The sequence below is a fragment of the Oceanicola sp. 502str15 genome (assembly GCF_024105635.1).
Classification (GTDB): Bacteria; Pseudomonadota; Alphaproteobacteria; order Rhodobacterales; family Rhodobacteraceae; genus Vannielia.
Window position 1 is genome coordinate 4159667 of sequence record NZ_WYDQ01000001.1, and the last position, 18648, is coordinate 4178314.

General features: G+C 66.4%; 25 protein-coding genes. 13 read left to right on the forward strand and 12 right to left on the reverse strand.

All coding sequences use genetic code 11. The annotated features are described in order from the left end of the window. Positions 1–72: 72 nt before the first annotated feature. From GTH22_RS20530 to GTH22_RS20565, 8 genes are all read right to left on the reverse strand, one after another. Entirely contained in the window at positions 73–399 is a 327-nt protein-coding gene (locus GTH22_RS20530) for a chorismate mutase (RefSeq protein ID WP_252947460.1), read from the reverse strand. Then, positions 392–1063: a GNAT family N-acetyltransferase gene (locus tag GTH22_RS20535; RefSeq protein ID WP_252947461.1), complete on the reverse strand. Its 672-nt coding sequence runs from the start codon at positions 1061–1063 to the stop codon at positions 392–394. The genes GTH22_RS20530 and GTH22_RS20535 overlap by 8 nt, the downstream gene beginning before the upstream one ends. Further along, positions 1060–1602: a GNAT family N-acetyltransferase gene (locus GTH22_RS20540; protein WP_252947462.1), complete on the reverse strand. Its 543-nt coding sequence runs from the start codon at positions 1600–1602 to the stop codon at positions 1060–1062. The genes GTH22_RS20535 and GTH22_RS20540 overlap by 4 nt, the downstream gene beginning before the upstream one ends. Continuing rightward, entirely contained in the window at positions 1599–2168 is a 570-nt protein-coding gene (locus GTH22_RS20545; protein WP_252947463.1) for a GNAT family N-acetyltransferase, read from the reverse strand. The genes GTH22_RS20540 and GTH22_RS20545 overlap by 4 nt, the downstream gene beginning before the upstream one ends. A gap of 1 nt (position 2169) precedes the next feature. Beyond that, positions 2170–2691: a GNAT family N-acetyltransferase gene (locus tag GTH22_RS20550; RefSeq protein WP_252947464.1), complete on the reverse strand. Its 522-nt coding sequence runs from the start codon at positions 2689–2691 to the stop codon at positions 2170–2172. A gap of 3 nt (positions 2692–2694) precedes the next feature. Next, positions 2695–4197: a signal recognition particle protein gene (ffh, locus tag GTH22_RS20555; RefSeq protein WP_252947465.1), complete on the reverse strand. Its 1503-nt coding sequence runs from the start codon at positions 4195–4197 to the stop codon at positions 2695–2697. Between the two features lie 186 nt (positions 4198–4383). After that, positions 4384–4962, reverse strand: a complete 579-nt coding sequence (locus GTH22_RS20560; RefSeq protein ID WP_252947466.1) for a hypothetical protein — start codon at positions 4960–4962, stop codon at positions 4384–4386. Further along, a complete protein-coding gene (locus tag GTH22_RS20565) occupies positions 4959–5453 on the reverse strand; it encodes a hypothetical protein (protein WP_252947467.1) in 495 nt (164 codons plus the stop codon). Before GTH22_RS20565 ends, GTH22_RS20560 begins: the two co-directional genes overlap by 4 nt. Before the next feature lie 362 nt (positions 5454–5815). Here GTH22_RS20565 and GTH22_RS20570 point away from each other — a divergent pair, with 362 nt between their 5' ends. Further along, positions 5816–6700 carry a LysR family transcriptional regulator gene (locus GTH22_RS20570; protein ID WP_252947468.1) on the forward strand — a complete coding sequence of 295 codons (885 nt, stop codon included), beginning with the start codon at positions 5816–5818 and terminating at the stop codon, positions 6698–6700. 24 nt (positions 6701–6724) lie between these two features. On the opposite strand, the gene GTH22_RS20575 is transcribed toward GTH22_RS20570, so the two are convergent. After that, entirely contained in the window at positions 6725–7075 is a 351-nt protein-coding gene (locus GTH22_RS20575) for a helix-turn-helix transcriptional regulator (protein WP_252947469.1), read from the reverse strand. Between the two features lie 204 nt (positions 7076–7279). On the opposite strand from GTH22_RS20575, the gene GTH22_RS20580 reads away from it, so the two are divergent. The 12 genes from GTH22_RS20580 to GTH22_RS20635 all read left to right on the forward strand — a co-directional run bounded on the left by GTH22_RS20580 (position 7280) and on the right by GTH22_RS20635 (position 16721). Continuing rightward, complete coding sequence (locus tag GTH22_RS20580; protein ID WP_252947470.1) at positions 7280–7606, forward strand: AtpZ/AtpI family protein; 327 nt, start codon at positions 7280–7282, stop codon at positions 7604–7606. 1 nt (position 7607) lies between these two features. Then, positions 7608–8384 (forward strand): F0F1 ATP synthase subunit A, encoded by a 777-nt coding sequence (locus GTH22_RS20585; RefSeq protein WP_252947471.1) that lies wholly within the window; start codon positions 7608–7610, stop codon positions 8382–8384. Between the two features lie 56 nt (positions 8385–8440). Then, on the forward strand, positions 8441–8677 hold the full coding sequence (locus GTH22_RS20590) for a F0F1 ATP synthase subunit C (RefSeq protein ID WP_140015448.1): 237 nt from the start codon (positions 8441–8443) through the stop codon (positions 8675–8677). Between the two features lie 80 nt (positions 8678–8757). After that, positions 8758–9339, forward strand: coding sequence for a F0F1 ATP synthase subunit B' (locus tag GTH22_RS20595; protein WP_371928377.1), 582 nt, complete (start codon positions 8758–8760; stop codon positions 9337–9339). Between the two features lie 5 nt (positions 9340–9344). Beyond that, complete coding sequence (locus GTH22_RS20600) at positions 9345–9905, forward strand: F0F1 ATP synthase subunit B (RefSeq protein ID WP_252947691.1); 561 nt, start codon at positions 9345–9347, stop codon at positions 9903–9905. A 115-nt stretch (positions 9906–10020) separates the two neighbouring features. Then, the gene (locus GTH22_RS20605; protein ID WP_252947472.1) at positions 10021–10866 is read left to right on the forward strand and encodes a DUF305 domain-containing protein; all 846 of its coding nucleotides are present in this window, start codon (positions 10021–10023) and stop codon (positions 10864–10866) included. A gap of 78 nt (positions 10867–10944) precedes the next feature. After that, complete coding sequence (locus GTH22_RS20610) at positions 10945–11619, forward strand: hemolysin III family protein (RefSeq protein WP_252947473.1); 675 nt, start codon at positions 10945–10947, stop codon at positions 11617–11619. Positions 11620–11728: 109 nt separating this feature from the next. Continuing rightward, the gene (locus GTH22_RS20615; RefSeq protein WP_252947474.1) at positions 11729–12397 is read left to right on the forward strand and encodes a DUF2459 domain-containing protein; all 669 of its coding nucleotides are present in this window, start codon (positions 11729–11731) and stop codon (positions 12395–12397) included. 67 nt (positions 12398–12464) lie between these two features. Continuing rightward, positions 12465–12899, forward strand: a complete 435-nt coding sequence (locus GTH22_RS20620; RefSeq protein WP_252947475.1) for an SRPBCC domain-containing protein — start codon at positions 12465–12467, stop codon at positions 12897–12899. Next, positions 12886–13200, forward strand: coding sequence for a helix-turn-helix transcriptional regulator (locus GTH22_RS20625; protein WP_252947476.1), 315 nt, complete (start codon positions 12886–12888; stop codon positions 13198–13200). Before GTH22_RS20620 ends, GTH22_RS20625 begins: the two co-directional genes overlap by 14 nt. Before the next feature lie 103 nt (positions 13201–13303). Then, a complete protein-coding gene (gene polA / locus GTH22_RS20630) occupies positions 13304–16129 on the forward strand; it encodes a DNA polymerase I (RefSeq protein ID WP_252947477.1) in 2826 nt (941 codons plus the stop codon). Positions 16130–16145: 16 nt separating this feature from the next. Next, entirely contained in the window at positions 16146–16721 is a 576-nt protein-coding gene (locus tag GTH22_RS20635; protein WP_252947478.1) for a pseudouridine synthase, read from the forward strand. Here the strand turns inward: GTH22_RS20635 and GTH22_RS20640 are convergent. From GTH22_RS20640 to GTH22_RS20650, 3 genes are all read right to left on the reverse strand, one after another. Then, positions 16718–17434 carry a YafY family protein gene (locus GTH22_RS20640; RefSeq protein ID WP_252947479.1) on the reverse strand — a complete coding sequence of 239 codons (717 nt, stop codon included), beginning with the start codon at positions 17432–17434 and terminating at the stop codon, positions 16718–16720. The genes GTH22_RS20635 and GTH22_RS20640 overlap by 4 nt on opposite strands. Positions 17435–17437: 3 nt before the next feature. Beyond that, positions 17438–17848 carry a VOC family protein gene (locus GTH22_RS20645; protein ID WP_252947480.1) on the reverse strand — a complete coding sequence of 137 codons (411 nt, stop codon included), beginning with the start codon at positions 17846–17848 and terminating at the stop codon, positions 17438–17440. Positions 17849–18034: 186 nt separating this feature from the next. Beyond that, entirely contained in the window at positions 18035–18625 is a 591-nt protein-coding gene (locus GTH22_RS20650; RefSeq protein WP_252947481.1) for a DUF1285 domain-containing protein, read from the reverse strand. Positions 18626–18648 lie beyond the last annotated feature (23 nt).

Below are 18648 nucleotides of genomic sequence, written 5' to 3' on the forward strand. Positions count from 1 at the left end.
GGTTTCTCCTTTGAAATGGCGGTGCGAGTGCGCGGTGAGTGCACACCCGGCATGGGGTAAGGGCGAGATGCCCTATGATTGGTGTTCCTCGTGGTGCTTGATGACTTCCCGGATGATGAACTCCAGGAATTTCTTGGCGAATTCGGGGTCGAGGTCGGCCCGTTTTGCCAGGTCTTCGAGCCGTGCGATCTGCACCGCCTCGCGGGCGGGGTCGGACGGGGGAAGGTCGTGTTCGGCTTTCAGCACGCCCACGGCCTGGGTGTGCTTGAAGCGCTCGCCAAGGGTGTAGACGAGGATGGCGTCGAGCCGGTCGATGCTTTCGCGGTGACCTTTGAGCAGCTCGGCGGCGCGGGCCACGGCGTCGGCGGACCCGACGCTTTTGGTGACGTCGTCAGTCAACGGTGCCTCCCTTGGGTTTGAAGATGGGGTTGATGTGGTGCTCGATTTCCAGCGCGATGCCGTCCCCGAGCTGGGTGGTGCGCAGGGTTTCGAGGCCGGGGTGACGGTAGACGGCGGCCTCATCGTTGCCGATGGAGGGGGCCTCCCTGTCCTTGGTGCAGCCCAGACGTTCGGCCAGGCGGATCGAGCTGAGGTCGTGGGGGTCGAGGTAGCTTACCGCGCCGTCCCAGCCCTGATCGTGGTAGAAGTGCCGCCGCGCCGCATCGGTCGCTTCGAGCGCATAGCCCCTGCCAGCCTTCTCGGGCCAGATGATCCAGGCGATCTCGCGCTCGGGCCAGCCCGCAGGCGCCCAGCCGCCGGCCATGCCGACGGTTTCGCCCGTGTCCTTGAGATGGACCATCCACATGCCGAAGCCCCGGATCTGCCAGTGGCCGATCTCGGCGGCGTAGAGCATCCAGCTTTCATAGGGGTTAAGCGGCCCTCCCATGAAGCGCGAACGGTAGGAGGCGAAGGTGGCCTTGAAGTTGGGGTAATCCTGCGGCGCGGGCGGTTTGAGCCAGAGCCGCTTGGTTTCCAGCGTCGGGATCGTCACCGGGCGCGGGCCGGGGATAGTCAGCGGGTTTTCCAGCGGGTTGCCGGAGAAGATGGCGGGGGACGCGCTCATGCGCTGGCCTCCATGCCGGCGGCGGCCAGATCGGCGGGCGCGGGGTGGCGCCAGATGTGGATGGTGCCGAACTTCGGGTGGGCGAAGTCGCTGTCGTAGGCCGCGCCGAGGCGCGCGCAGACGCGGGCGGAGCCGGTGTTGTCGGGGTGGACGAGGCTGATGGCGGTTTGCCAGCCGAGCACGTCGTAGGCATAGGCGCGGGCGGCGAGGGCGGCTTCGGTGGCATAGCCCTTGCCCTCATGGCCCTCGAAGAGATCCCAGCCGATTTCCGGCTCGGGCCAGCCCTCGGGGCCGAAGAGGCCCACGAGCCCGGCGGTGGTGGCGCCATCCTTGATGTCGACGATCCAGCGCCCGAAGCCGCGCAGCCGCCACTGGCCCACTTCCATCGCCAGCATCCGCCAGGCGGCGGCGCGGTCGAGCGGACCGCCGACGTATTGGGCGCGGGGCGAGGCGTAGAAGGCGGCGAAGGTCTCGAAATCGGCCTGCTCGGGGGCACGCAGCACGAGGCGATCGGTTTCCAGCGTGGGGATCGTGCTCATTCTTCCGGCCTCCGGTGGCGCCAGATGAACAGCTCCGGGTTGGGCGAGGGGATGCGGTCGGCGTTCATCCGTTTGGCCAGCGCGTTGGAACGGGTGTTGAAGCTGTCGACGTAGCTGACCATCGAGGGCAGGCCGAGCAGGCAGAAGCCGATCTCGCGTGCCGCTTCGGCGGCCTCGCGGGCAAGGCCCATGCCCTCGTAGGCCTCGGTGAAGAACCAGCCCAGCTCCGGCTCCTCGTCGCCCGGCTCGAAGCCGATCTGGACGAAACCGGCGCAGGCCCCCTCGTGCATCACCGCCCAGAGGCCGTGGCCGCGCAGCAGCCAGCAGCCGACCATGGCGGCATATTCACGGAAGGCGCCTTCGCGGTCCTGCACGCCACCGAGGCCACGGGCGCGGACCGGGTCGCAGGCGATCTCGGCAAACACGTCGAAATCGGCCAGCGTGGCCGGGCGCAGGCGGGTGCGGGCGGTGTCGGCCACGGGCAGCAGGGCGGAGACCTGCGCGGCGAGGCGGGCGGCGGCACCGGGGATGGGGGTTTCGTGGGGCGGTCGGTTCAGCGCGGGCATGTCAGGCGTGCTCCGGACGGGGATGGCGGTAGACGTGGGTGTCGGCCGCGGTTTCGCCGGTGGGCAGGGGCGCGGAGATGTCGTGCTGCGCACCCAGACGCTTGGCCAGCGCGATGGAGCGGGCGTTTTCGGGCGCGATGTAGCTGACCAGCGTGGAGAGGCCGCCGGGCCCGAAGGCCCAGTCGCGCGCGGCCGTCGCCGCCTCGAAGGCGATGCCCTTGCCCTGCATTTCCGGCCAGATCGTCCAGCCAAGCTCGACCTCGGGCCAATGCGCCATGCGGTTAAGCGAGACCTGCCCGGCAAGCGTGCCGTCCTTGAGGTCGACCGACCAGCCGCCGTGGCCCCGCAGCGCCCACATGGCGACCTCGGAGGCGAAGTAGGCCCAGCTCTCCTCGCGGCCAAACGGCCCGCCCATGTGCTCCGACCACTCCGATGCCATCAGCGCCGCCAGCGGCTCGAAATCCTCGATCCGGTAGGGGCGCAGGCACAGGCGCTCGGTTTCAATGGTGGGGGCGGTGGTCATGGCCTACTTCTTCTTGCCGAACCCGCTGAGGCCGGGGGGCAGCGCGCTGCCGCCGAGGCCGGGAAGGCCGCTGCCGCCCATGCCGGGCATGCCGCCGAGACCCTTGGGCATGGCGCCACCCATCTGTTGCTGGGCCGCCGCAAGGTCGGCTTCGGACGGGCCGCCCTTGCCGAACATGCCGGCCATGGCCTTCTTGAGCATGCCGCCCTTGCCCATCTTCTTCATCATGTCCGACATCTGGCGGTGCATCTTCAGCAGCTTGTTCAGCTCGCTGACTTCCTGCCCCGAGCCCTTGGCGATGCGCTTCTTGCGCGACGCCTGAAGCAGCGCGGGGTTGGCGCGTTCCTTCTTGGTCATCGACTGGATCAGCGCGACCTGACGGCGGATGATGGTGTCGTCAAAGCCGGCGTCCTCGACCTGCTTGGCCATCTTGCCCATTCCGGGCATCATTTTCATCATGCCTTCCATGCCGCCCATCTTGAGCATCTGCTCGAGCTGCATCTTCAGGTCGTTCATGTTGAACTGACCCTTCTGGAAGCGCTTCATCATGCGCTCGGCCTGCTCGGCCTCGATGGTCTCCTGCGCCTTCTCGACGAGGGCCACGATGTCACCCATGCCGAGGATGCGCCCGGCGATCTGCTCGGGGCGGAACTCCTCGAGCGCCTCCATCTTCTCGCCGAGGCCGACGAACTTGATCGGCTTGCCGGTGACAGCGCGCATGGAAAGCGCCGCACCGCCGCGTCCGTCGCCGTCCATTCGGGTAAGCACGACGCCGGAGATGCCGACCTTGGCGTCAAACTCCTCGGCCACCTCGACGGCGACCTGGCCGGTCAGGCCATCGACCACCAGAAGCGTCTCGCGCGGGTTCACCGCGTTGCGCACGTCCTCGACCTCGCCCATCAGGGTTTCGTCGATGTGCAGGCGCCCGGCGGTGTCGAGCATATACACATCGTAGCCGCCCATCGTCGCCTGCTGCTGCGCACGCTTGGCGATCTGAACGGCGGTTTGGCCTTCGACGATCGGCAGAGTATCCACCCCGATCTGGCGGCCCAGAACCTCAAGCTGCTGCATGGCGGCGGGGCGGTAGATGTCGAGCGAGGCCATCAGGACGCGCTTGTTCTGGCGTTCCTTCAGGCGGCGGGCGATCTTGGCGGTGGTCGTCGTCTTGCCGCCGCCCTGCAGGCCGACCATCAGGATCGGGGCCGGGGCGTTGTCGACCTTCAGCTCGCCGGGCTCGCCTTCGCCCTGAAGCACATGGACCAGCTCGTCATGGACGATCTTCACGACCTGCTGGCCCGGCGTCACCGATTTGGTGACCGCCTGCCCGGTGGCCTTGTCCTGCACCGCCTTGACGAAGTCCCGTGCCACGGGCAGCGACACGTCGGCCTCCAGCAGCGCCACGCGGACCTCGCGCAGCGCGGTCTTCACATCGTCCTCGGACAGCGCGCCCTGCTTGGTCAGCCGGTCGAAGACGCCGGAGAGACGTTCGGACAGATTTTCAAACATACGCCCGGCCCTCCTTCGGCCTCTTGCAACATGCCCACCCCAGATGGGGCCGGCGGCTCATTTCGCAACCTGAGTTTCCGGGCTCGAATGCAGTTGCGCCCCCGTGGGCGAAACTCGCTGACGGGGGGCGATCCTGTGAAAGCCAGGACCGGAAGCGTTGAGGACTCCCGGAGGTGTGAGGCGGATTTACGCCGCGCTTGGGGGCGAGTCAACCATATGGTCAAGAACGGGAGGCTCTGCTGCCGGGTCCTGCAACAGCCAGCGCAGCACTATGCGGGCGGGTTCTGTGGCGGCGGGCTGGTTTGTGAAGGTGCCGAGGAGCGGGCGGGGAAGGGCAGGGGTGAGCAGCATTGGACGAAAGGCGATGTCGGTCACGCTGCGGCGCTTGCCGGTGGCCGGGTCCTTCTGGCGGAAGCGGCGCGTGGTGCGCTCCACGGCGACGCCGGTGACCTTGGCGAGGGCCATGGCCTCGTGGCGCGCCCGCAGGAGGGCGCGGTGGCGGAAGGTTATGCGGCCCTCGCGCCGGTCGAGGGTGATTTCGGTGGTGTGGGGCGTGAGGGCAAGCAGGGCGGACCAGATCAGGGCGAGGAGCATGAAGGCCGCGCCGAGGGGCATCAGGATCAGGGGGGCGGTGGCGGAGCCGATGAGCAGGTTCACCAGCCCGAGGCAGAAGACGGCGAGCACGATCAGCAGCAGAGCCGCCGAAACTCGGCCCGGACCCTGAACGAGGACCAGCCGGTCGGCGGTGTGCTCGCGGATGTTCACTGGGTGGTTTCGGGGCGGTCCGCAGGGTTCGGGCGTGCGGCCAGCCATTGCTCTATCCGCTGTTTCAGCTCCCGGGCCGGGCCGGGGGCACCGAAGCCGCGCACCGGCACGGGCGCCTTGTCGGTGAGCAATATGGTGCGGTGAATGGTCAGCCCGGTGCCGCCGGGGGCGCGGGCGGGCAGGGTGACGCGGTCGCAGGCGACACCTTCGATGTGGTCGAAGCGGGTGGCGTGGTGCAGCCGGCCGAGGGTGCCGCGTTCTTCGATGCAGCCGGCTCGGCAGTCGATCACGGTGACCGGGCCGGGGCGCAGGGCCCAGAGCAGGGGCAGGAGGAGCAGGGCACCTGCCGCCGTGATCGGCTGGAGCGGTGGCACCAGGATGCCGACGATCAGCAGCGGCCCCCCGAGTGCCGCCAGCCAGAGGGCGGACGGGCGCGGTGCCGGGCGGTTGCGCAGAGTCAGCCTGGGGCTTTGTCCGGCGGTCGGGCTCATGCGGGGGCTCCTCTCCCATGTCACATTGACGCCCGCGCGGCCCCCGAGGTCAAGCCATCTGATCGCGTCCGTCATTGCCCTTGATCGGGAGGCGCGATAAAAACTTCATCCGCCTGCGAAGGAATTGCGCGGCTCGCACGTATTACCTCACATCGGCTCACAATATGCCCATCCGGCCCCCATATGGCAGGATATGGCTTGAGCCGCGCGCAAAACTGAAGACGCTGCTTGCGGAGGCAGCGGAATGTGATAATCTATACTGAACTGTTCAGAACAGTTGATACCCTTGTGCGGGCGCACAGAAAACAGGAAGGTCGTGGCTCATGTTGGATGGTGAACAGATTTCTGCCGGAGGGCGACGGATGAACAGCCTCGATACCTGGGATGAAGTGCGCACCGCCTATCATGTGGCGCGCGTTGGCACGGTTTCGGGCGCGGCCGACGCGCTGGGCGTGCACCATGCCACGGTCATCCGCCACATCGACGCGCTCGAGACACGGCTCGGGACCAAGCTGTTTCAGCGGCACGCGCGCGGTTACACCGCCACCGAGGCCGGGCTGGACCTGTTGCAGGTGGCCAAGGCGACCGATGACCAGTTTTCGCAGCTTGCGGGCCGGATCAAGGGGCGCGGCGAAGAGGTCACCGGCGAGCTGATCGTCACCTCGATCCCGTCGCTCTCTCCCTCGCTCACCGCCACGCTGGCCAGCTACAGCCGCGCCAATCCGCAGGTCACGCTTCGTTTCATGACCGACGAGCGGCTGTTCCGGCTCGAATACGGCGAGGCGCATGTGGCCATCCGTGCCGGCAAGCGGCCCGACCAGCCCGACAACGTGGTGCAGAAGTTCTTCGAACTGGGCCACGCGCTTTATGCCACGCAAGACTACGTCGACGAGATGGGCCCGCTCGACGAGGATGACATGACGCGGCACCGTTTTGTCTCGGAAGACGACCGCGACAGCCGTGCGCCCTTCTATCGCTGGCTGCACGAGATGGTGCCCGATCGCTGCATCACCTACCGCGCCTCGGCGCAGCGCTCGGTGGTGGATGCGATCCGCGCCGGGGCCGGCATCGGGTTTCTGCCCGAAGCGGCGGGCGACAGGCAGCCTGACCTCGTGAAGATGATGTCCACCCGCGAGGAGTGGCGTGCGGCGGTGTGGCTGGTGACGCATGTGGATCTGCATCGCACAGCTAAGGTGCAGTCGATCCTGACCCATCTGAAAGAGACCTACGACCCCTCGACCATGTGAGGGGGCAGGGGCTTGGGCCTTGCCCTAGGGGTCTTCGCCCTGAAGCCCCAGCTCGGCGCCGAGGAACCGCTCGAAGGCATCGAGGTTCACCGGCTCGAACTGGCCGAAGCCCTGCATCCAGACCGAGGCGGCCTTCATCGCGCCCGGCTCCAGCTTGCACCATTTCACCCGGCCGCGCTTTTCCTGGCTGATGAGCCCAGCGCCGGCGAGGATGGTGAGGTGCTTGGAGATCGCGGCAAGGCTCACCTCGAAGGGCTCGGCCACGTCGGTCACGGCCATGTCGTCTTCCAGCAGCATCGCAAGGATCGCCCGCCGGGTCGGGTCGGCGAGGGCGGCGAAGATGGTGTCGAGCGAGGGGCGCGGGCGCAGGGTCATGGCCGAGCGGTAGGACGGGGGCGGGCAATCGTCAACCATTCGGTTGAATATGGACGCGGGCTCCGATCCGATGCCGCAGCGCCGAAATGACCACGCCCGCCTCGGGCTCGTGCCATATAAATCAATGGCTTAGCTCCGCCATCAGCCAATTGACTCCCCGCCCCCCTCCGCCTAGCTTCCGCGCAACTGTCGATGGGGGCGAACATGGCCGGCTCGGATGACGAGCAGCGACTTAAGGAGCTTGAAGGCAAGCTCTCGGCGCATAAGGCAAAATACGCGCCGCCCCCGCCGAAAGACGATCACTACCACGCGGCCTCGCAGGGCTGGCGGATGGTGATCGAGCTGGTTGCCGGTCTCGGGATCGGCTTCGGCATCGGGTACGGGCTCGACGTTCTGTTCGGAACGCTGCCCCTCTTCCTGCTGCTGTTCACATTGCTGGGCTTTGCCGCCGGTGTTCGCGTGATGATGCGCACGGCAGCAGAGTTTCAAAACGCCCCGCACACCGGGGCAGAGGACGAGAAGAGGGACTGACATGGCGACAGAAGCCCACGGCGCAGAGGACGGCCTCGCGTTCCATCCGATGGACCAGTTCATGGTCAAGCCGCTCTTCGGAGACGGCCCGGTGGCGTGGTATACCCCGACGAACGTGACGTTCTGGATGGCCCTCACCGTTCTTGCCGTGATCCTGCTGCTCGTCATCGGCACCCGCCGCCGCGCGGTGATCCCGTCGCGCAGCCAGTCGATTGCCGAAATGGCCTATGGCCTCGTGCACAAGATGATCGAGGATGTCTGCGGCAAAGACGGGCTCAAGTACTTCCCCTACATCATGACGCTGTTCATGTTCATCCTGCTGGCGAACATGCTGGGTCTGCTGCCCGGCGCCTTCACCACGACTTCGCATCTCGCCGTGACGGTAGTGCTGGCGCTCTTCGTCTTCATTTCGGTCACCGTGATCGGCTTCGTCAAGAACGGCGCGCACTTCCTCGAGCTGTTCTGGGTCTCGTCGGCACCGCTGGCGCTGCGCCCGATCCTCGCGCTGATCGAGGTGATTTCCTACTTCGTGCGCCCGGTCAGCCACTCCATTCGTCTGATGGGCAACATGATGGCCGGTCACGCCGTGATCAAAGTCTTTGCAGCCTTCGCGCCGCTGGTCCTGTTTTCTGCCGTCGGCATCGCGGTTACGCCGCTGTCGATCCTGGCGATCACAGCGATCTACGCGCTCGAGCTGCTCGTGGCCTTCATCCAGGCCTATGTCTTCACCATCCTGACCTGCGTGTACTTGAAAGACGCGCTGCACCCGGCCCACTAAGGCTGGCGGTCAGACAACCAAGTTTCTAGCCAATTCCAACGTAAGGAGAATTCGACATGGAAGGCGATATCGTTCAAATGGGTGCTTTCATCGGTGCAGGCCTGGCCTCTGTGGGCATGGGCGGCGCTGCTATCGGTGTGGGCAATGTTGTGGGCAACTTCCTCAGCGGCGCTCTGCGCAACCCCTCCGCCGCTGGCGGCCAGACGGCCACCATGTTCATCGGCATCGCATTTGCGGAAGCCCTGGGGATCTTCTCGTTCCTTGTCGCGCTTCTGTTGATGTTCGCCGTCTGAGGCAAAACTTCTGATCCTTACGGCCGGGGGGCAGCGATCCGCGTCCCCCGGTGTCCCTTTAAGGTTTCCGGAGAGAGCCCATGGCAACTGAAAACTCTGTAGCCGAGCACGTCAGCCCCGCCGACATGGAAGCGGCTGGCCGCTGTGTCGGGCCCGATGGCGGTGCCATCGGCATGCCGCAGCTGTGCTTTGACTGGTTTCCGAACCAGATCTTCTGGCTCCTCGTCACGCTTGTCGCGATCTACTTCGTGCTGAGCCGCATCGCCCTGCCGCGCATCGCCGCGGTTCTGGCCGAGCGCTCCGGCACGATCACCAATGACATCGCGGCGGCCGAAGAATTCAAGATGAAGGCCGGTGAGGCCGAGAAAGCCTATGAGAAGGCGCTGGCCGATGCCCGCGCCGAGGCACAGGCGATTGCAGCCGAGGCCCGTGCCGAGGTGCAGAAGGATGTGGACGCTGCCATCGCCAAGGCCGATGCCGAGATTGCGGCCCGCACCGCCGAAGCGGAAAAGGCGATTGCCGAGATCCGTGAAAGCGCGCTCAGCAATGTCGAGGTCGTGGCCAAGGATACCGCCGGCGAAATCGTCGCGGCTCTGGGTGGCAAGGCCGATGCAAAGGCCGTGACCGCTGCCGTCGAAGCCCGGCTGAAAGGAGCGTCGTGATGAACATGCGTTACTGGCTCACCACCGCCGCCGTTTCCCTCGCGGCCTCGCCCGCGCTGGCCGCCTCCGGCCCGTTCTTCTCGCTGCGCAACTCCAACTTCGTTGTGCTCATCGCCTTCCTGCTGTTCATCGGCGTGCTGCTCTTCTTCAAGGTGCCTTCGATGATTGCCGGTCTGCTCGACAAGCGGGCCGACACGATCCGCGCCGAGCTGGATGAAGCCCGCGCCCTGCGCGAAGAGGCCCAGACCGTTCTGGCCAGCTTCGAGCGCAAGCAGGCCGAAGTGGCCGAGCAGGCCGAGCGCATCGTGGCGCAGGCCAAGGAAGAGTCCAAGCTCGCCGCCGAGCAGGCCAAGGTCGATCTGGAGAAATCCATCGCCCGCCGCCTTGCCGGGGCCGACGAGCAGATTGCCTCTGCCGAAGCTGCTGCCGTCCGTTCGGTGCGCGACCGTGCCGTGCAGGTGGCCGTGGCCGCCGCAGGCGACGTGATCGCCAAGCAGATGGGGGCCGCCGAGGCCAACAAGCTGATCGACAGCGCCATCGACGAGGCTGGCGTCAAGCTGCACTGAGCTTGCTGGAAACCTATCAGAGCGGCCGTCCTTCGGGGCGGCCGTTTTCTTTTGTGCGGAACCCATGGGGGCAGGCGCGGGGTTGAGGTGGCAGACGTCCCCTCAGGAGAGCCCGATGACCTACACCCGTTTCGCCGCCATGATCGCCACCTCTACGGTGGTGATGTTCGGCCTGATGTATCTGAACACCTACGCGCTGGAGCATGTGTTCTTTTCCGAGACGCGTCTTTACATGGCGCTGCTCATGGGCGCGGTCATGGCGGCGATCATGCTCGGGTTCATGTGGGGGATGTATCCGGGCCGGGGTGTGAAGCTGGCGATCCTTGCCGGGGCATTGGTTGTCTTCTCGCTGGCGCTGCTTCTGATCCGCAGCCAGGTGACGGTGGGCGGGCTCAGCTACATGCGCGCGATGATCCCGCATCACTCGATCGCGGTGATGACATCGACACGGGCCGGGATCGAGGACGCCCGGGTGGCGGAGCTGGCGGGCGGGATCGCGGCGGCCCAGCGGCGCGAGATCGCCGAGATGCGCTGGCTCATCGCCGAGCTCGAGGCGGGCCGCAGCGTGGCCTCGACCTACCAAGACCCGGCCCCGCTGCCCGGCAGCGTGGAGGGCGCGCTTACGACCCTGCGCCTGTCGACCCTTCATCCCGCGCCGCTTACGGCCGCACAGGCGGCGGAGCTGGTCTCGGGGCCGACGGCGGGGTGCAACTTTCGTCAGACCAAAGCCGACACGCCGATCTTCTGGACCAGTGCCGAGGGCGACATGGGGGTGATGCTGCTCAACGGCACCTTCCTGCGCCTCGGGGGCGGCGCAGGCACCTATGAGGCGGACAGTCTGCGCATGGAGATCACCCCGCTTGGCGAGGAGGCGGGGGGACGCGCCGATGCCGCGCTGGTCTTCTCGATCGAGAACGGACCGACCCGGGGCTACCGTGGCTTCTGGACCTGTGCCCAATGAAGCGGCAGATCCGGTCACGTTTTCTTAGGCCATCCGGTTTAGCATTGCAGGGGCGCACGGCGGCTTTAGGTTAAGCATATGTCTGACATCACCGATCCCTCCATCCTGCCTCATGCGACGCGTCCCTACAGCCGCGCCGAGCTGATGACCGATGCCCTTGTTCACATCGCGGCGCTGGCGCTTGCGGTGGGGGCGGTGCCGGTGCTTATCACCCTCACGGCGGTCTGGCGCGGCGATGCCATGGGAATCGTGGGCGTCTCCATCTACGGGGCCACGCTCATCGCCATGCTCACCTGCTCGCTGCTCTACAACCACCTGCCGCGCGACGAGTGGCGCGCCATGCTGCTGCGCTTCGACCAGTCGGCGATCTACCTCAAGATCGCGGGCACCTATACGCCTTTCGCCCTGCTGGCCGGGGCGGGGCAGGGGCTGCTGGTGTTCATCTGGGTGCTGGCGGTGGTGGGCACCGTGGCCAACTTTGCCTTGCCGCGCCGCCCCACGGTGGTGGGCGTGGGCCTGTGCCTCGCCATGGGCTGGGCGGTGCTCTTTGGCGGGCAGGATCTTCTGGCCGTCACCTCCACACCTGTCATCGTGCTGATGGCCGTGGGCGGCGGGCTCTACTCGGCGGGCACGTTGTTCCTGATGTTGGGGCGGATGCGCTTTCACAATGCGATCTGGCACTTCTTCGTTGCGGTCGCCTCGATCATCTTCTTCATCGCCGTCTTTCTCCACGCCGCGCAATCGGCGGTGTGACCGCTGCTCAATGGCGTGCCCTTGCGGGCGCATTCCTTTTGTTGATTGGCGCTGCATGGCCTGCGTGGCACCTTGACCCGAGCGATAAGGCCATGGGGGAGGGCGGGGCATGAGACAGATCTCGCGCGTGCTGCGGTGGGTGCTGCTCTGGCCGCTCGTTGCGGCGCTGCTTTACCTCGCAGCAGCGGCTGTTGGCGGGCTGGTGCCGGGACCAGTGGCCAATGTCGCGCCGGGCGAGGGCGCGCCCGTGGAGATCGGGCTGATCGCCGGGCCCATCCATTATGACTTTCTTTTGCCCGCAACTCCCGAGACCCGCGCTGCCCTCGCCTTTGCAGCAGAGGGCGGTGTGCCGCTGGATGCACCGGAGGTGGCTCATGTGCTGGTGGGCTGGGGCGCGGCCGGGTTTTACACCACCGCAGGCAGCTACGGCGACGTTACCGCCTCCACCGTGCTGCGGGCGGCAACCGGGGATGCCTCGGTGCTGCGGGTCGAGGTTTATGCTGCGCTTCCCGAGGGGCTCGACTACCCGCGCCTCCGCCTCACGGCAGGACAATACAGCGCGCTCCTCGCCTTCATCGCCCACACCCGCTCCGGCCCGGCGGTGGAGGGCGCGGGCTTCAGCCAGACCGATGCCTTCTTCCAAGCACGCGGGCGCTTCCACCTCTTTCGCACCTGCAACACATGGATCACCGATGCCCTGCGCGCGGCTGGCCACCCCGCGGGCGCCTGGACGCCGACCCCCTATGCCGTGACCCTCTCGCTCTGGTGGCACGGTTGATGTGCAACTGAAAGGTTGCACGAATCGCGCAGGCCTGCCAGACATCATGCAACCAGGGAGTTGCGTCATGAAAGACAGCATCGAGAAAAGCACCCATATCGCCGCCCCGCGCGCTGCCGTCTGGGCCGCGTTGGTGGACGCGCAGGCCTTCGGGACATGGTTCCTCTGCCGTTTCGACGGGCCCTTCGTGATCGGCGAGCGGCTGGGTGCCGAGATCACCGGCTACGGCCATGAAGGGATGCCCTTCTGGATCGAACCGGTCGAGATCGCGCCGCAGGAGAGGCTGGTGTTCGACTGGCCTGCGGGCGAGGAGGTGTCGGGCGATGCGCCTGTAACCCGCGTCACCTTCACCCTCGCCGAGGAGGGCGCTGGCACACGGGTGACGGTGGTGGAGTCTGGCTTCCTCTCCCTGCCCCCGGAGGTGGCGGAGCGGAAATATCCCGACAACGAGGGTGGCTGGACCATCCAGCTTCAGAACCTCACGGCCCATGTCGCGGCCTGACCCCGCCCGGCTCTTCGCCGCCCTTGGCGATCCGTTGCGGCTCGAACTGCTGGGTCGGCTGGCGCGGGTGGAAGCCCTGCCGCTGGGGCGGCTCGTGGAGGGGTTGGGGGTAACACGGCAGGGGGCGAGCAAGCACCTTGCCGTGCTGGAACAGGCCGGGCTGGTGCGGGCCGAGAAGCAGGGCCGGGAAAAGCTCTTTTTGCTCGCGCCCGACGCGCTCACAGAGGCACAGGGCCACCTCGCCCGGCTGGAACGTGGCTGGGAGGACGCGCTGGCACGGCTCAAGCGGCACGTGGAATAGGTCGGGGTTGGGCGGCCACCCCCCCCTCCCTGTCAGCAACCCGCTGGCCCCCGACGCGCCCCCGTGGCATGTAATCCCCGACACCACCCGGGAGGCGCATATCATGGCATTCGGCAAGGGCTGCCACCTTCATCTGATCGACGGATCGGCCTTCATCTTCCGCGCCTACCACGCGCTGCCCCCGCTCACGCGCAAGTCCGACGGGCTGCCGATTGGCGCCGTGGCGGGCTTCTGCAACATGCTGCACAAGTATATCGAGGCCAACACCGGCCCCGATGCGCCCACCCATGCGGCGGTGATCTTCGACTATTCCGGCAAGAGCTTCCGCAACGAGATCTACGACAAGTACAAGGCCAACCGCCCGCCCGCGCCGGAAGACCTCGTGCCGCAGTTTCCACTGACCCGGGACGCCACCCGCGCCTTCAACGTCGCCTGCGAAGAGATCGAGGGTTACGAGGCAGATGACATCATCGCCACCCTGTCCTGCCAGGCGCGGGACGCGGGCGGGCGGGTGACGATCATCAGTTCCGACAAGGACCTGATGCAGCTCGTCGGCGACGGCGTGGAAATGCTCGATGCGATGAAGAACAAGCGTATCGACGTGGACGGGGTGATCGAGAAATTCGGCGTGAAGCCCGAGCGCGTGGTCGACGTGCAGGCGCTGGCTGGGGATTCCACGGATAACGTGCCCGGCGCGCCCGGCATCGGCATCAAGACGGCGGCGCTGCTGATCAACGAATACGGTGATCTCGACACGCTGCTGGAGCGGGCGGGCGAGATCAAGCAGCCCAAGCGGCGCGAGAGCCTTCAGGAGAATGCCGAGCTGATCCGCATCTCCCAGCGCCTCGTCCAGCTCGATTGCAACACCCCGCTCGACTTCACCCTCGACGACCTTGAGGTGAAAGACCCGGACCCGGAAGCCCTGCTCGCCTTCCTCGCCGAAATGGAGTTTCGCACGCTCGCCAAGCGCGTCGCCGAGCAGTTCGGCGCCGAGGCCCCGGTGATCGACGACACGCCGGGCACCACTGGCGGAAGCGATGGCGCAGACGCCTCCGACATGCCGGACCCGACGGCCTCCGAAATCCCCTTCGACCATGCGAAATACGAGCACGTCTCCACCCGGCAACAGCTTGACGACTGGCTCATGCGCGTGGCCTCCGCCGGTTACGTCGCCGTCGATACCGAAACCACCGGCCTCAACGAGATGACGGCCGGCCTCGTCGGCATCTCGCTTTCCGTCACCCCCGGCGAGGCCTGCTACATTCCGCTCGCCCATGTGAAGGGCGGCGGCGATGACCTTTTCGCCGATGACACCCCCGCCGAAGGGCAACTGCCGCTGAACGAGGCCCTGGATGCCCTGAAGCCGATGCTCGAAGACCCGTCGATCCTGAAGATCGGCCAGAACATCAAGTATGACGCAAAGATCTTCACCCGCTACGGCGTAAACGTGGCCCCCTTCGACGACACCATGCTGCTCAGCTACGCGATGTACGGCGGCTTGCACGGCCACGGGATGGACGCGCTGTCCGAGCGCTACCTCGGTCACAACCCGATCCCGATCAAAGAGCTGATCGGTTCGGGCAAGAGCCAGATCACCTTCGACAAGGTGCCGCTGGAGGAGGCCGTGAAATACGCCGCCGAAGATGCCGACATCACCCTGCGGCTCTGGCAGGTCTTCAAGCCCCGCCTGCACCGCGCCAAGGTGACGACGGTGTATGAAACGCTGGAGCGCCCGCTGGTTCCGGTGCTGGCGCAGATGGAGATGCACGGCGTGAAGGTGGATCGTGACACGCTCTCGCGCATGTCCAACGCCTTCGCCCAGAAGATGGCCGGGCTGGAGGCCGAGATTCACGAGCTTGCGGGTGAAAGCTTCAACGTCGGCTCCCCCGCCCAGCTTGGCGAGATCCTGTTCGAAAAGATGGGGCTGGAGGGTGGCAAGAAGGGCAAGACCGGCAAGTATTCCACCCCCGCCGATGTGCTCGAAGACCTCGCCACGTTGCACGAGCTGCCCGCCCGCGTGCTCGACTGGCGGCAACTCTCCAAGCTGAAAAGCACCTACACCGACGCGCTGCAAACGCACATCAACGCCGAGACGGGCCGGGTGCACACCTCCTACGCCATCACCGGCGCCAACACCGGACGGCTGGCCTCGACCGACCCCAATCTGCAAAACATCCCGGTGCGCACCGAGGAGGGCCGCCGCATCCGCGAGGCCTTCGTGGCCGAGAAGGGCAACAAGCTGGTATCACTCGATTATTCCCAGATCGAGCTGCGCATCCTTGCCCATATCGCCGACATCGAAGAGTTGAAGCAGGCCTTCCGCGAGGGGCAGGACATCCACGCGCTCACCGCCTCGGAGATGTTCAACGTGCCCCTCGACGAAATGACGCCCGACATTCGCCGTCAGGCCAAGGCGATCAACTTCGGCGTCATCTATGGCATCTCCGGCTTCGGCCTCGCGCGCAACCTGCGCATCCCTCGCGCCGAGGCGCAGGCCTTCATCGACCGCTACTTCGAACGCTTCCCCGGCATCCGCGCCTACATGGACAACACCGTGGCCTTCGCCAAGGAACACGGCCACGTGCAAACCCTCTTCGGGCGCAAGATCCACACGCCAGAGATCAACGCCAAGGGCCCCGGCGCGGGCTTTGCCAAGCGCGCCGCGATCAACGCGCCGATTCAGGGCACGGCGGCTGATGTGATCCGCCGCGCCATGGTGCGGATGCCCGAGGCGATCGAGGGCCTTCCGGCAAAGATGCTGCTCCAGGTCCACGACGAACTGATCTTCGAAGTCGAAGAGGCGGCCATCGACGACACCATCGCCGTGGTGAAAAAGGTCATGGAAGGCGCCGCCAGCCCGGCGGTGCATCTCGACGTTCCGCTGGAGGTTGATGCGGGGCAGGGCGACAGCTGGGCCGAAGCACATTGATTGACGGGCTGCCCCCATGCTCCTCGCCCTGAACAAACCGATGAACCTGCTCTCGCAATTCACCGACGAGGGCCAGTGGCAGGGGCTTTCGCGCCTTGGCCTGCCGCCAAAGGTCTACCCGGCGGGGCGGCTGGACCGGGACTCCGAGGGCCTGCTGCTGCTCACCGATGACGGCGCGCTGCAGGCCCGCATTTCCTCGCCCAAGTTCAAGATGGCCAAGACCTATTGGGTGCTGGTCGAGGGCACGCCGGATGCCGCCGCGCTGGAAGCACTGAAGATGGGCGTGACCCTCAAGGACGGCCCCACCAAACGCGCCGAGGTTTCCGTGATCGCGCCGCCCGAGGGCCTGTGGGAACGCGCCCCGCCCGTGCGCATCCGCAAGGCCCCCGACACATGGCTCACCCTCACCATCCGCGAGGGGCGCAACCGGCAGGTCCGCCGGATGACAGCCGCCGTCGGCCACCCGACCCTGCGCCTCATCCGGGCACAGATCGGCCCCTGGGCGCTCGACGGCCTCGCCCCGGGCGCATGGCGCGAACTCGACGCGACGCCGCCCGAACCCCGCCGGAAGACCCTGCGCCTCAAGCGCTAGCAGGCCCCGCTACGGCGCTCGTCGAACCCGCCGCGATGCCGCTCCATCCGGTAGAAATCCGCCAGCGCCTTGCCCGGCTCGATCCGGAAGCGCTCGCCGCTGTCCATGCCCTTGATCCGGTCCACGCGGAACATTCGGAAGTCGTCTCGCAACTCGCACCAGCCGATCAATGTCCACGTCCGGCCCCAGAAGATCAGCGACAAGGGCCGCACCACGCGCGCCGTCACGGCCCCCTCGGCATCGCCGTAGTCCAGCACCAGCCGCTCGCGGGCATCCACCGCCCGCTCGATTCCATCCAGCCGCCGCCGGGTGTCGTCATCCATCAGGTAGGGCATTGAAAACGCATGTATCTGCAAGCCCGCCGCCTTGTCGCGCTCGGCCTCGGGCAGCACGGCAGAGATCTTCACCAGCGCCTCCTCGGCGGCCTCGGCCATCTCCAGCCCGCCCCAGGCCCGGATCAGCCGGGCACCCGCCACCAGCGCCACGATCTCGCTTCGGTTGAACATCAACGGCGGCAGGTCAAAGCCCGCGCGCATCAGGTAGCCTACACCCGCCTCGCCCTCGATCGGCACGCCCGAGCCCACGAGATCCGCAATGTCGCGGTAAATCGTGCGCTCGGACACCTCCAGCCGCTCGGCCAGCATCCGCGCCGTCACCAGCCGCCCCCCTCGGAGCAGCTGGACGATCTGAAACAGGCGATCCGCGCGGCGCATCCCTCAGCCCTTGCTGTATTCGAACAACCCGATGGAATTTCCATCCGGGTCGATCGTATAGGCAAAGCGCCCGGAAGGAATGGGGATAATCCCCGGCAGCACCCGGCCCCCGGCCTCCATCGCCCGCTCCAGCGCGGCTTCGAGCACGGGCACATGCAGATGCACCGTCACCCCGGTGCCATCGCCCGCAGGCTTGCCGGCATAGAGATGGCCCGCCACCCCATCCATCGGCGATTTCACCGGCAGCATGGCCACCGGGTTCGGCCCCTCGTCATTGCGCTCCAGCGGATGGCCCAGCACCGCGCCGTAATAGGCAATGGCAGCATCCAGATCGCTCACCGGAATCTCGCACCACACCAGCGCGTCATCAGGCAGGGCGGTTGCATCGGCGGGGTTTGTCATCGTTTCGGTCATTGCAGGAACTCCTCGGCAGGGTTGAACATGCCCCATCATGGCCCCCCCCTCCTGACAGCTACCTGTCAGGAGCCTGTCAGCCGCTCTGAAGTTTCTCGCAGCCCGTTCATTTTCTTGCGGAAAATACTCCCGCCGGAGGCATCCCAAAAAATGGAATGCGCCGCAGGCGCTCAATTGAACAGGAGGTCAGGGCAGTTCGGCGGCGGGGATGATCCTGAAGAACCTGCCGCCCGACCACAGGCCGAACCAGTCGTCCTGCACGGTGCCGATCTCTACCAGCCGGTAAAAGCTCTTGCGGTCGATCAGCGCCTCCAGCCCTGCGCGCACATGCACGTAGGGCGAAGGTTCGCCGGTTTCGGGGTCGCGCTCCACCCGAATCGGGTTTTCCGGCCCGGCTTCCGAAAGGTCGCCCACGTTGGTCTCGAAGGTCAGCACCTGCGCTTCGCCGCTGCCGGAAGCGGTGAAATCCACCGCAACGAAGGGGGCGTCATCCACCGTGATCCCGACTTTCTCCACCGGGGTCACGAGAAAGTAATCGCCGCCCTCCTTCTTGAGGATGGTCGAGAACAGCCGCACGAGTTCGGGGCGGCCGATCGGCGTGCCGAGGTAAAACCACGTGCCATCGCGGGCAATCCGCATGTCGAGGTCGCCGCAGAACTCGGGGTTCCACAGGTGAACGGGCGGCAGCTTGCCCTTTTTGGCGGCGCTTCTGGCCGCGCTTTCGATGCTTTGGGCGTCGGGTTTCACAATATCTTGTCTGGCCTTCGATTTCGCCATTGGTCTCACATGCGATAGATGGC

What these genes read in the sequence shown, in the direction of transcription:
- GTH22_RS20535 (WP_252947461.1), bottom strand. Translation starts at nt 1,063, where the DNA reads ATGAGCGCGTCCCCCGCCATCTTCTCCGGCAACCCGCTGGAAAACCCG.
- GTH22_RS20540 (WP_252947462.1), bottom strand. Translation starts at nt 1,602, where the DNA reads ATGAGCACGATCCCCACGCTGGAAACCGATCGCCTCGTGCTGCGTGCC.
- GTH22_RS20545 (WP_252947463.1), bottom strand. Translation starts at nt 2,168, where the DNA reads ATGCCCGCGCTGAACCGACCGCCCCACGAAACCCCCATCCCCGGTGCC.
- GTH22_RS20550 (WP_252947464.1), bottom strand. Translation starts at nt 2,691, where the DNA reads ATGACCACCGCCCCCACCATTGAAACCGAGCGCCTGTGCCTGCGCCCC.
- ffh (WP_252947465.1), bottom strand. Translation starts at nt 4,197, where the DNA reads ATGTTTGAAAATCTGTCCGAACGTCTCTCCGGCGTCTTCGACCGGCTG.
- GTH22_RS20565 (WP_252947467.1), bottom strand. Translation starts at nt 5,453, where the DNA reads ATGAGCCCGACCGCCGGACAAAGCCCCAGGCTGACTCTGCGCAACCGC.
- GTH22_RS20570 (WP_252947468.1), top strand. Translation starts at nt 5,816, where the DNA reads ATGAACAGCCTCGATACCTGGGATGAAGTGCGCACCGCCTATCATGTG.
- GTH22_RS20575 (WP_252947469.1), bottom strand. Translation starts at nt 7,075, where the DNA reads ATGACCCTGCGCCCGCGCCCCTCGCTCGACACCATCTTCGCCGCCCTC.
- GTH22_RS20580 (WP_252947470.1), top strand. Translation starts at nt 7,280, where the DNA reads ATGGCCGGCTCGGATGACGAGCAGCGACTTAAGGAGCTTGAAGGCAAG.
- GTH22_RS20585 (WP_252947471.1), top strand. Translation starts at nt 7,608, where the DNA reads ATGGCGACAGAAGCCCACGGCGCAGAGGACGGCCTCGCGTTCCATCCG.
- GTH22_RS20590 (WP_140015448.1), top strand. Translation starts at nt 8,441, where the DNA reads ATGGAAGGCGATATCGTTCAAATGGGTGCTTTCATCGGTGCAGGCCTG.
- GTH22_RS20595 (WP_371928377.1), top strand. Translation starts at nt 8,758, where the DNA reads ATGGCAACTGAAAACTCTGTAGCCGAGCACGTCAGCCCCGCCGACATG.
- GTH22_RS20600 (WP_252947691.1), top strand. Translation starts at nt 9,345, where the DNA reads ATGCGTTACTGGCTCACCACCGCCGCCGTTTCCCTCGCGGCCTCGCCC.
- GTH22_RS20605 (WP_252947472.1), top strand. Translation starts at nt 10,021, where the DNA reads ATGACCTACACCCGTTTCGCCGCCATGATCGCCACCTCTACGGTGGTG.
- GTH22_RS20610 (WP_252947473.1), top strand. Translation starts at nt 10,945, where the DNA reads ATGTCTGACATCACCGATCCCTCCATCCTGCCTCATGCGACGCGTCCC.
- GTH22_RS20615 (WP_252947474.1), top strand. Translation starts at nt 11,729, where the DNA reads ATGAGACAGATCTCGCGCGTGCTGCGGTGGGTGCTGCTCTGGCCGCTC.
- GTH22_RS20620 (WP_252947475.1), top strand. Translation starts at nt 12,465, where the DNA reads ATGAAAGACAGCATCGAGAAAAGCACCCATATCGCCGCCCCGCGCGCT.
- GTH22_RS20625 (WP_252947476.1), top strand. Translation starts at nt 12,886, where the DNA reads ATGTCGCGGCCTGACCCCGCCCGGCTCTTCGCCGCCCTTGGCGATCCG.
- polA (WP_252947477.1), top strand. Translation starts at nt 13,304, where the DNA reads ATGGCATTCGGCAAGGGCTGCCACCTTCATCTGATCGACGGATCGGCC.
- GTH22_RS20635 (WP_252947478.1), top strand. Translation starts at nt 16,146, where the DNA reads ATGCTCCTCGCCCTGAACAAACCGATGAACCTGCTCTCGCAATTCACC.
- GTH22_RS20640 (WP_252947479.1), bottom strand. Translation starts at nt 17,434, where the DNA reads ATGCGCCGCGCGGATCGCCTGTTTCAGATCGTCCAGCTGCTCCGAGGG.
- GTH22_RS20645 (WP_252947480.1), bottom strand. Translation starts at nt 17,848, where the DNA reads ATGACCGAAACGATGACAAACCCCGCCGATGCAACCGCCCTGCCTGAT.
- GTH22_RS20650 (WP_252947481.1), bottom strand. Translation starts at nt 18,625, where the DNA reads ATGGCGAAATCGAAGGCCAGACAAGATATTGTGAAACCCGACGCCCAA.